At 58.1% G+C, this 16,438-nt stretch carries 16 protein-coding genes and 1 pseudogene; 8 read left to right on the top strand and 9 right to left on the bottom strand.

All coding sequences use genetic code 11. From position 1 onward, the window contains the following. Window positions 1-269 precede the first annotated feature (269 nt). Both QMK33_RS12190 and QMK33_RS23485 read left to right on the top strand, forming a co-directional pair. On the top strand, window positions 270-1,508 hold the full coding sequence (locus QMK33_RS12190) for an aminotransferase class I/II-fold pyridoxal phosphate-dependent enzyme (protein WP_283564865.1): 1,239 nt from the start codon (window positions 270-272) through the stop codon (window positions 1,506-1,508). A 259-nt stretch (window positions 1,509-1,767) separates the two neighbouring features. Then, a pseudogene (locus tag QMK33_RS23485) lies at window positions 1,768-1,944 on the top strand (BF3379 family histone-like protein); the annotation flags it as partial. Between the two features lie 373 nt (window positions 1,945-2,317). On the opposite strand, the gene tyrS reads toward QMK33_RS23485, so the two are convergent. Beyond that, window positions 2,318-3,628, bottom strand: coding sequence for a tyrosine--tRNA ligase (tyrS, locus tag QMK33_RS12180; protein WP_283564863.1), 1,311 nt, complete (start codon window positions 3,626-3,628; stop codon window positions 2,318-2,320). A 149-nt stretch (window positions 3,629-3,777) separates the two neighbouring features. On the opposite strand from tyrS, the gene holA reads away from it, so the two are divergent. After that, window positions 3,778-4,836: a DNA polymerase III subunit delta gene (gene holA / locus QMK33_RS12175; protein WP_283564862.1), complete on the top strand. Its 1,059-nt coding sequence runs from the start codon at window positions 3,778-3,780 to the stop codon at window positions 4,834-4,836. A gap of 405 nt (window positions 4,837-5,241) precedes the next feature. Here holA and QMK33_RS12170 read toward each other — a convergent pair whose 3' ends face one another. After that, window positions 5,242-5,817: a hypothetical protein gene (locus QMK33_RS12170; protein ID WP_283564861.1), complete on the bottom strand. Its 576-nt coding sequence runs from the start codon at window positions 5,815-5,817 to the stop codon at window positions 5,242-5,244. A gap of 147 nt (window positions 5,818-5,964) precedes the next feature. Here QMK33_RS12170 and QMK33_RS12165 point away from each other — a divergent pair, with 147 nt between their 5' ends. Next, on the top strand, window positions 5,965-6,702 hold the full coding sequence (locus tag QMK33_RS12165; RefSeq protein WP_283564860.1) for an ATP-grasp domain-containing protein: 738 nt from the start codon (window positions 5,965-5,967) through the stop codon (window positions 6,700-6,702). A gap of 122 nt (window positions 6,703-6,824) precedes the next feature. Beyond that, entirely contained in the window at window positions 6,825-7,595 is a 771-nt protein-coding gene (locus QMK33_RS12160; RefSeq protein ID WP_283564859.1) for a PA2169 family four-helix-bundle protein, read from the top strand. Between the two features lie 139 nt (window positions 7,596-7,734). Here QMK33_RS12160 and QMK33_RS12155 read toward each other — a convergent pair whose 3' ends face one another. Further along, complete coding sequence (locus tag QMK33_RS12155; protein ID WP_283564858.1) at window positions 7,735-9,456, bottom strand: M28 family metallopeptidase; 1,722 nt, start codon at window positions 9,454-9,456, stop codon at window positions 7,735-7,737. A 184-nt stretch (window positions 9,457-9,640) separates the two neighbouring features. On the opposite strand from QMK33_RS12155, the gene QMK33_RS12150 reads away from it, so the two are divergent. Further along, complete coding sequence (locus tag QMK33_RS12150) at window positions 9,641-9,835, top strand: hypothetical protein (protein ID WP_283564857.1); 195 nt, start codon at window positions 9,641-9,643, stop codon at window positions 9,833-9,835. A gap of 246 nt (window positions 9,836-10,081) precedes the next feature. Here the strand turns inward: QMK33_RS12150 and QMK33_RS12145 are convergent, their stop codons facing one another. From QMK33_RS12145 to QMK33_RS12120, 6 genes are all read right to left on the bottom strand, one after another. Then, window positions 10,082-11,488: a phospholipase D-like domain-containing protein gene (locus QMK33_RS12145; RefSeq protein WP_283564856.1), complete on the bottom strand. Its 1,407-nt coding sequence runs from the start codon at window positions 11,486-11,488 to the stop codon at window positions 10,082-10,084. Between the two features lie 8 nt (window positions 11,489-11,496). Then, window positions 11,497-12,645, bottom strand: coding sequence for a tetratricopeptide repeat protein (locus tag QMK33_RS12140; protein WP_283564855.1), 1,149 nt, complete (start codon window positions 12,643-12,645; stop codon window positions 11,497-11,499). Between the two features lie 117 nt (window positions 12,646-12,762). After that, entirely contained in the window at window positions 12,763-13,740 is a 978-nt protein-coding gene (locus QMK33_RS12135) for an IS4 family transposase (protein ID WP_283564854.1), read from the bottom strand. A 228-nt stretch (window positions 13,741-13,968) separates the two neighbouring features. After that, entirely contained in the window at window positions 13,969-14,379 is a 411-nt protein-coding gene (locus tag QMK33_RS12130) for a hypothetical protein (protein ID WP_283564853.1), read from the bottom strand. A gap of 168 nt (window positions 14,380-14,547) precedes the next feature. Further along, a complete protein-coding gene (locus QMK33_RS12125; RefSeq protein ID WP_283564852.1) occupies window positions 14,548-14,943 on the bottom strand; it encodes a hypothetical protein in 396 nt (131 codons plus the stop codon). A 126-nt stretch (window positions 14,944-15,069) separates the two neighbouring features. After that, entirely contained in the window at window positions 15,070-15,210 is a 141-nt protein-coding gene (locus QMK33_RS12120) for a hypothetical protein (RefSeq protein WP_283564851.1), read from the bottom strand. A 144-nt stretch (window positions 15,211-15,354) separates the two neighbouring features. Between QMK33_RS12120 and QMK33_RS12115 the strand changes: the two genes are divergently transcribed. Together QMK33_RS12115 and QMK33_RS12110 are read left to right on the top strand one after the other, a co-directional pair. Continuing rightward, a complete protein-coding gene (locus tag QMK33_RS12115; protein ID WP_283564850.1) occupies window positions 15,355-15,810 on the top strand; it encodes a hypothetical protein in 456 nt (151 codons plus the stop codon). Window positions 15,811-15,821: 11 nt separating this feature from the next. Continuing rightward, window positions 15,822-16,433 carry a hypothetical protein gene (locus QMK33_RS12110; RefSeq protein WP_283564849.1) on the top strand — a complete coding sequence of 204 codons (612 nt, stop codon included), beginning with the start codon at window positions 15,822-15,824 and terminating at the stop codon, window positions 16,431-16,433. Window positions 16,434-16,438: the final 5 nt, after the last annotated feature.

Raw genomic sequence — 16,438 nt, 5'->3', positions numbered from 1 at the left:
AGTGAGCGCAGCGAGCAGGCGGGGCCGGGCCGTACGCCAGATGCTCGCTGCGCTCACTCGCAAGCTAAAGCTTACGCTACGGTTTTACAGCCACAAAGAAAACCTTAAACCGCTACCTTGGTACTATATGGAGCCAGCGGCCGCCCGCCGCCATGCCCAAATTATGTACAAGGGCCGCACCGGCTTATCTTTGCGGTTTACTTATTTTGCTGCGTGAGCCCTGGCGCTCGCCGTTATTGCTCTCCTACCTTATTCCCCCAAGTTTTTCAGTGGATATTTTCGACCGCGTTACGGCCAATCGAGGCCCGCTGGGTTCGCACTCCCATTACGCCCACGGCTACTTCACGTTTCCCAAGCTCGAAGGCCAGATTCAGCCCCGGATGATGTTTCGCGGCAAAGAGGTATTAACCTGGAGCTTAAATAATTACCTGGGCCTGGCCAACCACCCCGAGGTGCGGCAGGCCGATATCGACGGGGCCAGCGACTACGGCATGGCCTACCCCATGGGCGCTCGTATCATGAGCGGCAACTCCAACCTGCACGAGCAGCTCGAAAACGAGCTGGCCGAGTTCGTGCACAAGCCCAGCGCGCTGCTGCTCAACTTCGGCTACCAGGGCGTGGTGAGCATTATCGATGCGCTGGTGAGCCGCCACGATGCCATTGTGTACGACGCCGAGTCGCACGCCTGCATCATCGATGGTGTGCGCCTGCACCAGGGCAAGCGCTTCGTGTTCAACCACAACGACATGGAGAGCCTCGAAAAGCAGCTGGAGCGCGCCAAGCGCCTCACTGACGAAACCGGCGGCGGCATCCTGGTGATTACCGAAGGCATGTTTGGCATGTCGGGCAACCTGGGCAAGCTGCCCGAAATCGTGAAGCTGAAGGAGAAATTCAACTTCCGCATCTTCGTGGACGACGCCCACGGCTTTGGCACGCTGGGGCCCACGGGCGCGGGTACGGCCGAGCATTTGGACTGCATTGAGGGCGTAGACCTGATTTTTTACACCTTCGCCAAGAGCATGGCCAGCATCGGCGCGTTCGTGGCGGGGCAGGAGGGCGTTATTGAATATTTGCGCTACAACATGCGCAGCCAGATTTTCGCCAAGTCGCTGCCCATGCCCCTCGTGGTGGGCGCGCTCAAGCGCCTGGAGCTGATTCGCAACCACCCCGAGTACCGCGAAAACCTGTGGACCATTGTGCGCGCCCTGCAAAGCGGCCTGCGCGAAAAAGGCTTCAACATTGGCACCACGCAGTCGCCGGTAACGCCGGTGTTCCTGAATGGCCAAATCCCCGATGCTACGGCCCTAACCTTCGATTTACGCGAGAATCACGGTATTTTCTGCTCCATCGTGGTGTACCCGGTGGTGCCCAAGGGCGTAATTATGCTGCGCCTCATTCCCACGGCCGTGCACTCGCTGGCTGATGTAGACGCGACCATTACGGCCTTCGAAATCATTGCCAGCAAGCTCGATAAGGGCCTCTATAGCAAGCAGGCTGCCACGGTGTAACGCCTTGGTAGCTAGTAAGTCAACTGCCACGCGCCAGTTGCCCTTCGGGGCGGCTGGCGCGTTTGTTTTTTTGCACATTTCCGATATAGACGAGCTTGGCAGCTTCACCAAAAACGCATGATGCAAAAAAAAAGGGCCCTGCGAGGCCAGAAATGCGGTTTTGAAAAAAACCTGGAAAACTTGCTTGCGTAGAAAGCGCCTGTATATTAGGGCCGCGTAAGCGCTAGTTCTCCCTCTCACCCATTACCAACCCATTTTCATGGCAAATCCTTTCAACCAAATCAAAGACCTGATTAACTCGCTGGAGGATGACTTCGAAAAGTCGTACGACAAGAACAATGCGGCCGCCGGCACGCGCGTTCGCAAGGGCATGCAGGACTTGAAAAATCATGCGCAGGCCATCCGTTTGGAGGTTCAGAACATGAAGAACTCAACGAAAGATGGCGCGGCCCCAGCCCCGGCTGCTAAAAAAGCCGCTCCGGCTGCTGCCAAGAAAGCGGCTCCGGCCACCGCCAAAAAAGCTGCTCCTGCGGCTAAAAAGAAGTAGTCTGACTGACAGATTAATCCAAGATTTTTGGATTAATCGGATTTCACGGACGGCTGCCAAGCCAAAAAAGCCCGGTCAATCGACCGGGCTTTTTCGTGTTATGGGGGTTTGTTGTCGTTCAGACAGGCGCCTCAGCCCCTGACCCCCTCTCCGAAAAGGAGGGGGGAGAACGGTTTTGCGCGGTCGTCAGGCTCCTCCTCTCTTTTTCGGAGAGGGGGCTGGGGGTTGAGGCGCCCACTCGAACGATTGGTATGCGAAACCGTTAACTCAACTCAATCAAAAAGAAATTACGGCCCTTCTTGATAACCAGGTACTTACCCAGTAGCAGCGGCAGTTCGGCCACCGGTGTGTCGGGCGAGGTGGCCTTTTGGCCATTAATGCTTAAGCCATTGGCTTGCACCAGCTTGCGCACTTCGCCGCGCGAGGGCAGAATCTTTTTGTCGGTGGCTTCGCTGAGCAGCACGGCCAGGGGCATCTCGGTGGTTTCGGCGCGGGGTACGCGCAGGTGGGGCACGCCGGCAAACACGTCGAGCAGGGTGGCTTCGTCGAGCGCGGCCAGGTCGCCCTTGCCAAACAGCACCTCGGAGGCCGCCACGGCCGCCTCGTAGGCCGCCGCGGAGTGCACCCGGATGGTTACGTCCTTGGCGAGCGCCTTTTGCAGCGTTTTGAGGCCGGGGTTTTGGGCGTGTTCGGCTTCGATGGCCTCGATTTCGGGCTGGCTAAGCAGCGTAAACACGCGGATGAGGCGCGGGGCGTCGGCGTCTTCGGCGCGCAGGAAAAACTGGTAGAACTGGTAGGGCGAGGTCAGGGCCGGGTCGAGCCACACGGTGCCGGTTTCGCTCTTGCCGTACTTGGTGCCGTCGGCCTTGGTAATGAGCTGGCCCGTAAGGGCATAGGCTTTATCGTCGGGCCCGCCGAGGCGGCGAATGAGCTCGGTGCCGGTGGTGATGTTGCCCCACTGGTCGCTGGCGCCCATTTGCAGGGTGCAGCCCAGGTTTTTGTAGAGGTGAAAGAAGTCATAGCCTTGCAGCAGCTGGTAGCTGAACTCGGTGTAGCTGATGCCCTCGCTGCCGCCGGTGCCGGCGGCATCCTCGCTGCCGCCGATGCGGCGCTTCACCGAGTCTTTGGCCATCATGTAGTTCACCGTCAGGTGCTTGCCCACATCGCGCAGAAAGCCCAGGAAGCTGAAATCCTTAAACCAGTCGTAGTTGTTGACGAGCACCGCGCCGGTGGGCGAGTCGTTGAATTCCAGGAATTTTTCGAGTTGGGCCCGAATGCCGGCCTGGTTGGCGCGCAGCGTGGTTTCGTCGAGCAGGTTGCGCTCGGCCGATTTGCCGCTGGGGTCGCCAATCATGCCGGTGGCGCCGCCCACCAGGGCCACCGGGCGGTGGCCGGCGCGCTGCAAGTGCACGAGCAGCATAATAGTGGCCAGGTTGCCGATGTGCAGCGAGGCCGCCGTGGGGTCGAAGCCGATGTAGCCCGATACGGGCGCGGCGCTGGCCAGGTGCTCGGCGGTGCCGGGCATGGCATCGTGGTACATGCCGCGCCACTTTAGTTCTTCAAGAAGGTTCAAGGGATGAAGGAGCGAGTGGGTGAATGCGTGAATGCGGGGGTAGCATTCGCCGCAGGAAAGCCCCAAAGGTACTAGGCGGTTTTACCTTTGCCGAAGGCTGAATGGCTAAGTAATTCATTCACCGACTCACTCATTCACCGATTCACCCCTTGACACAGGACGCCGACGCCATTCTGAAACAAGTGCAGCAGCGGCAGTTTCAGCCGGTGTATTTTTTGCAGGGCGATGAGCCCTATTTCATTGATAACGTGGCCGATGCGCTCGAAGGTGCGGTGCTGCCCGAGAGCGAGCGCAGCTTCAACCAAACGGTGCTCTACGGCAAGGATACCGACGTGGCCAGCATTCTGGGCCAGGCCAAGCGCTTTCCGATGATGAGCGCCCACACGGTGGTTATTGTGAAAGAAGCGCAGGCCGTGGCCGACCTGGAAACCGAAAAAGCCTGGCCTTTTCTCGAAGCCTACCTCAAAAACCCGCTCGCCAGCACCGTGCTGGTATTTTGCTACAAGCACAAAACCCTGGACAGCCGCAAGAAGCTGGGCAAGCTGCTGGCCGGCAAAGACGCGCCCGCCGCGGTGCTCATGACCAGCAAAAAGCTCTACGACAGCCAGGTGCCGCAGTGGCTGGGCGGCTACGTGCGCAGCCGCAAGCAGCAGATAACCGGCGGGGCCACCGCGCTGCTGGCCGAGTACATCGGGGCCGACCTGAGCCGCCTGGCCAACGAGGTAAATAAGCTGCTGCTCAACGTGAAAGCCGGCCAGGCCATTGATGAGGACCTGGTGCAGCGCATGGTGGGTATCAGCAAGGAGTACAATATTTTTGAGCTGCAACGGGCACTGGTGCAGCGCGACGTGCTGAAGGCCAACCGCATTCTCACCCACTTTGCCGCAAACCCCAAGGCCAACCCGCTGGTTCCCAACCTCACGCTGCTCTTCAACTTCTTCACCCGGCTACTGATGCTGCACCAGGCCGGCAACAACCCCTCGGACGCCGACATGCAGAAGATGGGCATCAACAAATTTGCCCAGAAGGAATATCAGCTGGCTCAGCGTCAGTTCAGTATCGGGCGCACCATCGACCTCATTCACCTCATTCGGCGGGCCGATGCGCAGAGCAAGGGCATTGAGAGCGGCAGCATGGACGAGGGAGAGATTTTGCGCGAGCTGGTGTGGCTGATACTGCACCCGGTGCCGGTGTCGGCGGTGGGGTAGTGGTTTAGGGCCGCACCTGCCACACCCCCTCCAGGTATATTTTGTAGCGGCCGGGCTGACACTCGCCACTCGCGAAAAGGAAGAGCCAAGAGCCGGTCTGGTGGTAGGTGAGGCCCATGTCACCGGTGCCGGAGTACTAGCACTCGGTAAACAGCGATTTGGTCTTGCAAAAGCTGCCCTCGCTCACCAGCTGGTTGAAAGCTGATGGCGAGAGCACGGCGGCTAGCTTGTTGACGGAATTGCGGTAAAAATCTTCCTACCGGATAACGACCCCAACCGGCTTCTGAAACTGGTGCGAAAAGGCGTAAAAATTATCGTTCAGGCCATCGAATAATTTAGTAGCCGCAATGGGGAAGCGTGCTAAATACATCAGCTGATAATCATGACGTTCTTATTCAGTAGTGCTTACAGCCGGGCCCGGCGCACGCGGCCCCACATTTCGTCCTTCTCCTCGTCGGTGGCTTCTTCAAGGCGGCGCGGAATCTCATCTTTGGGCAAGCCTTCGCGGCGCAGCAGCAGGGCCAGCGACAGCTCGGCGGTGCGCACGAACCTGGCCCCGCAGTTGCGGCAGCGCTTGCCCGGCCCGCTGGCACCGCACCAAAAGCACTGCTCAATGGGCTCGGCCTGCCGGCCGCAGTTCACGCACAGGTCGCCGGGCGTGTAGTCCTTAGGCTGCTTGTGGTTGCAATGGGTGCAGTACACGGCGTCGGAGGCATCGACCGAGATATTGGGTACCAGCACGGCCGCTATCTCGGTGGGGTTGGGCACGGTGGCCGCGGTGGGCAGCGCCCACTCCAGCACGCGGGCGGCCACGGCGGGGTCGAGGTCGGGCAGCAGCTCAAGCAGCGTCATGACGGTGCCGATTTGTTCAAAATCGGTCCGGGCCAGTACACCCATTTCTATGAGGGCAGCTACCTGTTCCTCCGTCAAGCCCTTGGCTTTGAGGATGGTGCGTTCTAAAAGCGAAAATTCTGTAGCCATATGCGAAAAGAGTTGCCCTGGTAGGCACCTGCTAGTTACTATAGCGCGCCCAAATGCAAGCCCTTGGCGCAGCATGCGGCCCCGTTAAATGGCGCTATCTTGCCCGCCAAGACTGCGGCCCCGCAAACCACCGCAACTTCATTTCCTATGCGCGCCCACATTCACTTCGACCGCCACGGCTTGCCCCAGAGCGTGAACAACTACCTGGCCCTCGACGGCTTCCAGCAAATGGGCTGGGAGATAGTGCCTTACACCGATGCCGCGCCGGTGCGCGACCACGCGCCCGACGAAGTAGTGGTGGGCCACATTGCGGCCGTGCGCGCCGGCCTGCGGTCGCTGGGCCTGGCCGTGCCCGAGGAGCTAGGGTATCCGGCAGTGCTACAGCCTTTTATGGGGCGGCAGCTGTGGGCGAGTACCATCAATGAGGTGGCGGCGCAGCCCGAAAGCTGGCCGGTATTTGTGAAGCCCATGCACGACGCCAAGAAGTTTACGGGCGTGCTGGTGCGCCGCACCGGCGACCTCGTAGGCTGCGGCGACCAGCACCAGAACACGCCCGTGTGGTGCGCCGAGCCCGTGCAGTTTATAGCCGAGTGGCGCTGCTTCGTGCGCTACGGCCGCATCCTGGACGCGCGCCCCTATAAGGGCGACTGGCGCGCCCACTTCGACCCCGCCGTGGTGGAGGCCGCCCTGGCCGCCTACCTGCCCGAAGCGCCGGCCGCCTTTTCGCTCGACGTGGGCTGCACCGCCGCCGGGGCCACCGTGGTGGTGGAGGTCAACGACGGCTACTCGCTGGGTGCCTATGGGCTGATGCCGATAGCCTACGCCAAGTTTTTAGCGGCCCGCTGGGCCCAGCTGAGTGGCACCGAGGACTACTGCAATTTTTGAGCGGCCGGGCTACTCAACTGCGAAAGATTGGGCTGATTTACGTTTATCAGTAACATTGGCCTAACACATTGATACGCCTTACCGTAAAACACCCGATTCTCTTTCACTCTGATACTAACGCAATGAATTTGCCCGAACCCACTTCCGACGCGGCCGACAAGGCCAAAGGCCTGCTCGACGGTACGACCGATAAAGCCAAGCACCTCTACGAGGACGCCGCCGACAAGGCCAAGGACCTGTATGGCGACGCCGCCGATAAGGTAAAAGACCTGTACGACGAGGCCGCCGCCAAAAGCAAAGACCTGCTCGACAAAGTGCCCGCCCCCGTGAAGGACGCCGGCGAAAAAACGGCCCAGGCCTTCAATAAGCTCACTACTACCCAGAAAATAGTGGGCGGCGCGCTGCTCGCCGCTGGCCTGAGCTACCTCATCGCCCCCAAGAAAAAAGGCAAAGCCAAGCGCAAAACGGCCGCCCTCGACCAACTCTTGCTATTCGTGAACGACCGCATTGAAGGCTACAAACGTGCCGTGGCTGAAACCAAGGACGGCGACCTGCGCAGCTACTACCAGCAGCTGGTGGGCCAGAGCCAGCATTTTGCCGCTAATCTTAACGGCTACCTCACCGCCAACGGTGCCAAGCCCGAAACCGGTACCACCCTCAAAGGCAAACTCTACCGCAAGCTGATGGACGCCCAGGCCGTGGTAACGAACCGCGACGAAAAGGCCATTCTGGCCGCCAACGTTTATGGCGAGAAATGGGCCATCAAAGCCTATAAGCAAGCCCTGCGCCGCAAAGCCCTCAAAGGCAACGCCCGCGAGGCCGTGAAAAAGCAGTTTGCTACCTCGAAGAAAACTTACAAGAAACTGAAGGAGCTGGTGAAGCAGCAAGCGTAGTTTCGGACAGGATTTTGAGTAAGCAAGAAGCCCGATGTGGGTGGCCAGCGGCCACCCACATCGGGCTTCTTTTGCAGGTATTTGGTAATCAATTAGCACGTCATGCTTCACTGCATTCAGCATGACGTGCTAACCCTACCTACCGCGGCCGGCTTTTCAGGCGCACGGCCTGGAACTCGGAGCCGGCTTTCCACTTGGGGAAAGTGGTTTCGGCGGCGAGGTTCTGGCCGATGCGGAAGAGCAGGCGGGCGTCCTGGGCCGCGCCGCGCAGGTCCCACTTGGGGTTGTACTGGTCGGAGGGCTGGTGGTAGTTATTGGCCTCGAAGTCTTTACGCTCTTTTTCGGCGAACGCCTTGCCGTGCAGGCGGCTCTCGAAGGCCCCGCTGGCATACAGCGCCGGCACGCCCACCTTGGCAAAGCTGAAGTGGTCGGAGCGGTAGAAGCTGCCGGTTTCGGGGTGCTGGTAGGGGATAACGTAGCGGTTTTGCTCCTTGGCGGCGGCGCGGGCGTAGTCGTCCAGTTCCGACTGCCCGTAGCCGGTGATGGTAACGTCGCGCATCGGGCCGAAGGCCAGCAGCTCATCCATGTTGATGTCGGCCACGGTGTTTTTCAGCGGAAACAGCGGGTGCTGGGCATAGTAATCGGAGCCGAGCAGGCCCTGCTCTTCGCCCGTTACGGCCAGGAACACGATGCTGCGCTGGGGCTTTTCCTTGGCTTGCTTGAAAGCTGTGGCAATGGCCAGCAGGCCGGCGCAGCCGCTGGCGTTGTCGAGCGCGCCGTTGTAGATGGAGTCGCCGGCGATGGCCGGGCCAATGCCGAGGTGGTCCCAGTGCGCCGAGTAAATAATGTACTCCTGGGGCCGGGTAGTGCCGGGCAGCACGGCCACCACGTTTTTGGAGGTTTTGTAGGTGATTTTGTTGTGCAGCGTGGTGGTGAGGCTCAGGCCCAAGTCTTTACCCTTGAAGCCCGGCTTGTTGGCGGCGGCGTACATGGCCTCATAATCCTGGCCGGCGGCGGTAAACATCCGTTTGGCCGCGTCGAGGGTCATCCAGCCTTCGAGGGCCACTTTGCTGGCGCCGTGGTCGGGCGTTTGGGGGTGCAGCTTGCTGCCGCCGTTGCTGCTTTGCACCACCGTCCAGGGGTAGGAGGCGGGCTTGGTATCGTGGATGATAACCAGGCCGGTCGCGCCGTGGCGGGCGGCTTCCTCGTACTTGTACATCCAGCGACCGTAGTAGGTCATTTCCCGGCCCTTGAACAGCGTGGTGTCGGTGCCCGCGTTGCCGGGGTCGTTGATGAGCACCACCACCGTTTTGCCCTTCACGTCGAGGCCGGCGTAGTCGTCCCACTTATACTCGGGGGCCGTTACGCCGTAGCCGGCAAATACCAGCGGCGAATTCTTGATTTCGACCGTCGGCTTTTCGCGCTCGGTCAGGAACATGTAGTCGGTGCGGTACTTGAGCGTCAGGCTCTTGCCCGCGCCCGCGATAGTGGCCGTGGAGTCGGGCTTGCCGGTAATCTCCACCAGCGGCACCGGCTGGAAGTAGCTGCCGCCGGGGCCAGGCTGCAAGCCCAGCTTCTTGAACTCGCTGGCCAGGTACGTGGTGGCTTTTTCCTCGCCCGCCGTAAACGGCCGCCGGCCCTCAAACTCATCTGAAGCCAGCACCTTGATGTGCTGGGCCAGCAGCGCAGGCGTGATGCCATCGTTCGGCGTGGGTACGCTGGCTGTGTCGGTAGGCGCGGCCTCTGTGGGCGCGCCGCCGGCGGCGGTTTCGGTGGTAGCCGTAGAGGGGCCCTGGCAGCTGGCCAGAAGCAGGCCGGCCGCCACGGGGGCAAGCCAGGGGCGGAGGGGAGGGAAGTGCATAAGCAGCAGCGAAAAATGAAGCGCAACGAGCGCAAAGGCGAATGTAAGTGGCGCAAGCCGCTAGCACTGCGGCGGGGCACTAATCTGAAAAATAACCGGCCACCAGTTATTTCGAACTGGCCAGATAACGCCACCGGCCTTCCCTGCGTAAAAAGACCATCTTCACCCTAAACCTGCTTTCACCATGAGCGATAACAAACCAAGCGGCACCCTGGGCGGCATGATTGCCAGCCTGTTCCGCGGCAACACCAACGACGACGGCACCACCAGCGGCTTCACCTCCAAGCACAAATTACTGAGCGGCGCGCTGCTGGCGGCCGGCGCGGCTTACCTCTACAAGCGCAATAAGAACAAGCAATCTGTCTTGGGCAGCAACTAAGCGGAGTTTATCTCTTGCAAAAAGCCCGGCAGTATTTGGTTTCGTACCAAGTGCCGCCGGGCTTTTGCGTTGAAGTTGTTCAGTAATAGGGCTTACGCAAACCGTTTGTCCTTGCGAGCGCAACGAAGTGGAGCGCGGCAATCTTTCCTGGTCGTTCGCTTCATCGGGTTAGCGACTCCAACGTGAAGGAAAGATTGCCGCGCTCCACTTCATTGCGCTCGCAAGGATAAACGGCCTGACGAGTTGCTATACAGTTTCTTGCCGCAAAAGCTGCGCTAGCTGTGCTTGTAGGCGGTCGCGGTCGGTTAGCAGCACGGCGCGGTTGGTGGCCAGGTATTCTGCCTGTTCGGTGTCGCTTGCCTGGGCCAGCCCGAATGCTTCGGCGGCGCGCAGTTCTGCCAGTTCCCGTATCAACTCGCTGTGCTTAGCCGCCAGCATATCGCGGCGGGCCTGTAGCGTGGTTACTGAGCTCAGGGCCGGGCTGGCCGCGGTGAAAATGCCGCGCCGCAGGTTGAGCAATTGGGCCTGTAACCCGGCCACGTCCTGGCGCTGGTAGGCACTGAGCACCTGCTGAAACGCCGCGGTGGCGGCATTTTTATGCGCCTCGGCTACGCGGTCGGGGTGGCAAAGCTGGGCGGCTTCGCGGTAGAGCTTTTTGAGGGTGGCGCGGCCGTCGGCGTCGAGGGCGAAGGTGTGGGCGGCCACGGCCTGGGCTTGCTCGCGGTCGTGGGTTTGCTGCTGGTAGCGCTGGTGGGCACGCTGGTACTCGCTTTCGGCGTAGGCCGAGGCGTGGCGCTGGTGGTGGGCCACGTCGCGGCGCAGGGCCAGCACCTCTTGCAGCAGCTCGCCTAGCTCGCGCTGGTGCCACAGCTCGAAGGCCGTGAGCAGGCGGCCGGCTTCGGCGCGCTCGGCTTCGAGGGCCAGCAGCTCGGCTTCGAGGCGGGCGATTTCGAGCTGGAGGGCGGCCAGCAGTGTGTCTTCCCATACGCGCACCTGGGCGTGGGCGGCCACGAAGGCTTGCAGCAACCCGGTGGCTTCGGCGTAGCGGTGGGCGCGCAGGGCGGTGAGCACGGCGGCCAGGCGCGGGTCGGGGAGGGGCTCGGCTTCGAGGCGCTCGATGTGCTTGGGCAGGTCTTCGGTTTCGTGCAGCGTCAGGAGCGACTGAATGACGGCCAGGCGCTTGAGCACCCGCTGCACCGTGGGGCTGGGAGTGGCGGCCTCGGGCTGGCCGGTGAGGCGGGCAAACTCGCGCAGGAAGTGCCGGGCCAGCTCGGCATCGCCGGTGGTGAGCACCAGGTTTTCCTCGTTGTGGTGGGCGGCTTTGTTGGTCCAGTTGTAGGAGCCGGTGAGCACGTCGCGCCCGTCGAGGATGCAGAATTTGTGGTGCATCAGCCGGCCTTCAACCACCGTCACGCGCCCGCCGGCCGCTTCCAGCTCGGCAAAGGGCAGCCCGCCCGGCTGGAAATTGATATTGTGCTCGTCGCGCGTCAGGCACAGGGCCACGGGTACGCCGGCCTGCTGCCGCGCTAACAGCGCCGCGAATAGTTGCCGGTCGGTAAACCACGCCACGGCCACGTAAATGGACTGCTTAGCGAGGCCGATTTCACGCAGGATAACGGCGCGGATGTTAGTGAAAAAGGCTTCGGTTTGCATTGAGCGAATTATTTGTTTTCTGCATCTGCTGTGAGTTGAGCTGACTTTTTTCGGTCTTCTGCTGCCCCGGTTGTGTCGCCTAGTTTCTCCTTAACATCCCCTCGGTAGCGGTAATAATCTTCATCGTTGGGTTTTAACTTAATAACGAGGTCATAGTCTGCGATAGCATCGGCGTAATTTCTCAGATTTTCTTTAGCATCTGCCCGAGAAAAGTAATAGTCCGAATCCTCTGGCTCTAATTCAATAGCCCGGTTGTAGTCGGCAATGGCTCCAATATATTCCTTTAAATCCCCCTTGGCGTTGCCTCGGTTGTAGTAGTAATATGCGTTATCAGGCTCTAATTCAATAGCCTGGTCATAGTCAGTAATGGCCCTGCTGTAAAGTTGCAGATTGCTTTTAGCATTACCTCTTCTGATGTAATCGGGCGCGTTGTCCGGCTTCAATTTAACGGAAAGGTCATAATCGGTGATGGCACCAAAGTAATCAAGTAAACTCGCTTTTGCGGCACCCCGACCACGATAAGGAAAGACCCAATCTGGCTTTAGTTCGATAGCCCGGTCGTAGTCAGCAATAGCCCCAAGGTAGTTCTGCAACCCGCGTCTGGCATCGCCCCGATAGCAATAAGCAAGAATGTAATCTGGCTTTAAATCAATGGCAAAATCCCACTCAGCAATAGCCTGCATTTCAAGGTCAGAATCTGAATATAGATTCCCGGAAATCCTGAACCACTGCGCCGACTCCGCGACCTGCTGCTCGTACATAAATCGCATTACATCTAGCGTTCGGCGGGCCTGCTCCCCTCGTTCCAGAGCCCGGTACACTAATGCCAGCCCCAGCAGCAGCCCGAAGCCGTCCTGCGCCGTGCTTCGCGCCGCTTCCAAGCCCTCGCGTAGCAGTTGCCAAACTGGTTCCGGCAGTTCCGCCACCAACTTCTTCCAGCCCTCATCGGCTACCTCATTAGCCTCAGCCAGTGCCTTGGCGGCGGCTTCCGGTTGGCCCAAGTGTCCCAACGCCCCCGCCAGCCGCACGGTGCCCTGCCATTGGCCGGGGGCACGCTCCACGCACTGCTGGTATGCATAAGCAGCTTCTGCCCATTGTGTGCTGATTTCCGCTGCTTTACCGCGTTTAAACCAATAATCCGCCGAGCTTTCCTGCATTACGTTATGCAGTAGCCCTAATGTCGTCTGCGTCCGTTGTAGTACAAGGGCTGTTTGGGGCAACAGGTCAGGTAGTTGAGCAGCGTTAGGTTCAGGTGGATTAGGGCTGGTTGTACTCTACCCTACTATTTTAGGAAGTTGATAATAAGTAACTTGTCGAATAATCCAGTCTAACAGGGCCGTAATTTTACGGGCCATTGGCTCTTGCAGTCGGGCATTAGGCCGCGTAAGCTGGCGCAGGATATTGAGGCCATGGCGGCTCAGGCTCGTGGCCCGGCAACCGTGGTTTTTGGATGGAATGGCCTTGATTTTTTCGTGCGCTACGGTGCCCACGCTCAGACATAAGGCGTAGGCCAGGCTGACCAGGGCCACGAGCTTACGGAGCTTGTGCGGGCAACGCAAGTGCGTGGCTTCCAGGTTGAAACCGCGGCCTTTCAGGTTCTGAAAGCATTGCTCAATCGTCCAGCGGCTGGCGTAGAGGGCGGCCAGATTACGCAGGCCGGGCGCGGCGAAGAGAAACAAAAACTCGTTGTCGGCCAGCACTTTGACCCAGACCTGTCCCCAGACCCCAGCCACCTGGCAGTGCAGGAAATGCCGTTGCTGCCCCACGGCCAGCCCCAGGGCCGTCACGGCCTGTCGCCGGCCACTGGCGAAGGTGAGCTGATGGTGCTTGGGTAGGCGCATAACAAAAGGCAAGCCGTTATCCCGCAACCAGTTGAGCCAGGTGTGGCCCACAAATTCGCGGTCACCCACGACCAGGCCAATGCGCTGCCGGCCGAGCACCTGTAGGCAGGCTTGCAACAGGGCAATGCGGTCGGCAGCGCTGGAGTTGCCGCTGCGATTGTCGAGCAGTTCCCAGTAGAAGGGCACCTGAAAGTCGCCCCGGCCCACGGTCACGAGCAGAATATTGACTTGGCAGCAGCCAAAATCCCACTCCGTGCGGTCCAGGCACAGGCGTAGTTTGCCCGTGGCCGGCAGCAACGTCAAAAGCAACTGGGCCAGCACGAGGTAATTCAGGTCTGCCTGGCGAAAAAAATCCTGGATGCGCGTCTCATTCGAGGCTATTTTTACGGCATCGTTTAGGTGCTGGGCCACCTCACAAAACTGTACGTTACGGCTTTTAAGCAAGGCGATAACAAATTGACTGACAAACTTTTGCCGGGACAGATGGGGTACTAACTGGACGCGGCGCAAAAGCGTCGTAATTTTGGCGATGAGGCTTAGCTTCACGGGGCAGAACGGGCGATGGTGTGTAGGAACCCCAAAGGTCGGACTGCCCCGTTTTTAGGCCCTAAAATTTAGTAGGGTAGAGTGGGCTGGTTGTCATTTTCCTTGGGCGTTAGCTTTGTAATAATTCCACAGCATATCGTGCATTTCGCTAATTTCCTCTTTGTTAAATGGGACCGTACCTTCGGGAAAATCAAGTTTATTCCCCAAATTGCTCATCGAGCGCCAAACGGAAGTCAACAAGTATAGCACACCCATTTTAACTGATAGTTTAGTTGCGCCTTCATCCATTGCATCTTGTAATGCCCAGCCAAAATTCTGAATATCACCCGAAAAAGACAGAAATTCATCATCGAGTTTTTCAGGGTTGAATTTCTGATTCTCCATCTTTTTTTCAACCAGCCGTTGAGTGGTAAGAAGGTAGCTTAGCTCCACAGGCGTGAAATTAAACTCATGCTCGTGCTGGCGGCGGCTGATAATCATGGTAGTGGTTTTGACGTAGGCCAAATGTAGCCGGAAGATGCCTTTGATAACTTAGCCTTGGCTGAAGCGAAGCCCACGAAAGTGCAGGTAATATTCTAAATTACTGCCTACTTGTCAGAAGTTGGTCAACTAGCAGATAGACATAAAAAAGCCCTAACCGAGTAGGGGCTAGGGTCTTTTTATGTCTATCTGCTACTTAGGTCTTGCCTCAAAAGCCTTTGCAGTGGCTATTTTCACTACTGTTAATTTGTCGCCTGTATCGTTCATAATAGGGCTGCTTCTATCCCAATGGAATTTAGGACTTATTTGCATTATAGACTTGACTTTGATACCTAGTTTTTGTCTCTCTGCAATCCAGAGTTCAACCTCATTCATCTCTTTTACTTCGTAATCTGGAAAGCGATAAACGTGACGACCCTTGTTTGATTCTTTGTTACCGTCTGTGAAGGTAGTATCGTAGAGTAGGTAATCATTTAAGTTTATTCCTGCCTGAGTAGTAAAATAAATCTTCTCTACATGGTCTTTGTTGTCATCTGGTCCTTCAATTCTGGTTATTTCTAGTTCTATCTTACTTCTTGTTCTTATCATAAAATTTTAGTCTATAATTAATTAATAAAAATTCTTGGCTTGCGAAGGGCCTACTCACCTTGTAAGCGATACAAAGATATAACAAGAAGTTTTAAAAATTGCAAAATGAGCTATATAGTTTCTGCCTCACCGGCCGAGGTGTAAGACTGCTGATTTCGGCCGTGCAGGTGCTACCAGCAGCCCAAGCGCCCCCTGCGCCCTAAGTAGCAGGGCGGCGGTGTGGGGCAGCAGGGCGGGCAGGTGCGCGGGCGTTTGGTCGGGGTTCATGGCGGCAAGTATAACGCAAGAAGCCCCGGCAACTTACCGAGGCTGCGGGTTATGGGTGGCTTGTATGGATAAGCGATATCTAGGGCTGTTGCGTATATTTGAAACTAAGGACCGGGCTTGGCACAAACCTGGTCGGCCTGCCCAATGTACCCGACAACCGCCCGCCTGCTAACCGACTTGTTCGTGACCTCGGAAGATGGTACGACGCAACTGGTAATAGAAGTAAAAAGAAGCGCAAGGCCAGAGCTGGCTGAAGCTGCGCAAGCTATGCGCGAGCTTGTGGCGGCGAGTAGCCCGGTTTGCTTTTTTCTGTTCATCTCCACCCAAAAATTCTGGGTATGGAACCCCGCTAGCGCCGTGCCCGCGTATGAAGGCGACACGGAAGCGTTGCTTACACGGTACATCAACCTGAAAAAGGTGCCTTTAGCTACGCTGGGCGGTCGAGAGTTTATACTGCTGGTTTACTCGTGGTTGGGCTCCATCATTTTTAAGCCTGCCGAAACCCTGTTGAAAATGCCGGGTCAGGAGTGGCTGGTAACTACCGGGTTGCAACCGCTAATTCATCGTGGATATATTCACCTAGAAGGCGAGGCAAACTGATGCACGTATTTGTGGAGTCCAATTTTGTGTTGGAGTTAGCGTTTCAACAGGCTGAGTATACCTTTTGCGAGCAAATCCGGCAAGGTGCTGTATCCACTGCCTATGCGTTGCATCTGCCGCACTATGCACTCACAGAAGTATTTGAAAAGCTCCGGCCGTTGCGCAACGAGCGGGAGCGCTACCAGGAGTATTTGCTGAAAGAAATCACGCAGCACCGCCGCGAGGCCGAGAGTGATGCCAGCGCGATGGATGATTTAACGCTGGCGCTCACTACGTTGCTTTCGGAAAGGACCCGTACGCAAACGCAACGGCTTTACGCCATCGCGGGCGAATTATCGCAAGTAGCTACGTTAGTGCCGCTGACCCAAGCGGTTATTGAGGAAGCGTTTGAGAAGGCGCAGCTTTATAACCTAACCCCGCAAGATTCACTAATCTATGCCTCCGTACTGGCGGGTTTGCGGAGTATGCCCATCGCTACGCCAAAGCTCTTTGTCTCGCGCAATGAGAAGGATTTTGGCAAGCTAGGAATAAGAGCTGAGCTATCAGCCTTAGGCTGTGCGTATTTGGTCAGTTTCCAGGCGGCGGCTGGTCGCCTGCAAGCCTATGCAAATAGGGCGAGCTAACAGGA

Source organism: Hymenobacter sp. H14-R3, from assembly GCF_030063445.1.
Taxonomy (GTDB): domain Bacteria; phylum Bacteroidota; class Bacteroidia; order Cytophagales; family Hymenobacteraceae; genus Hymenobacter.
Note: the sequence above shows the minus strand (reverse complement) of the source record. Positions and strands in the feature narration are given on the sequence as shown.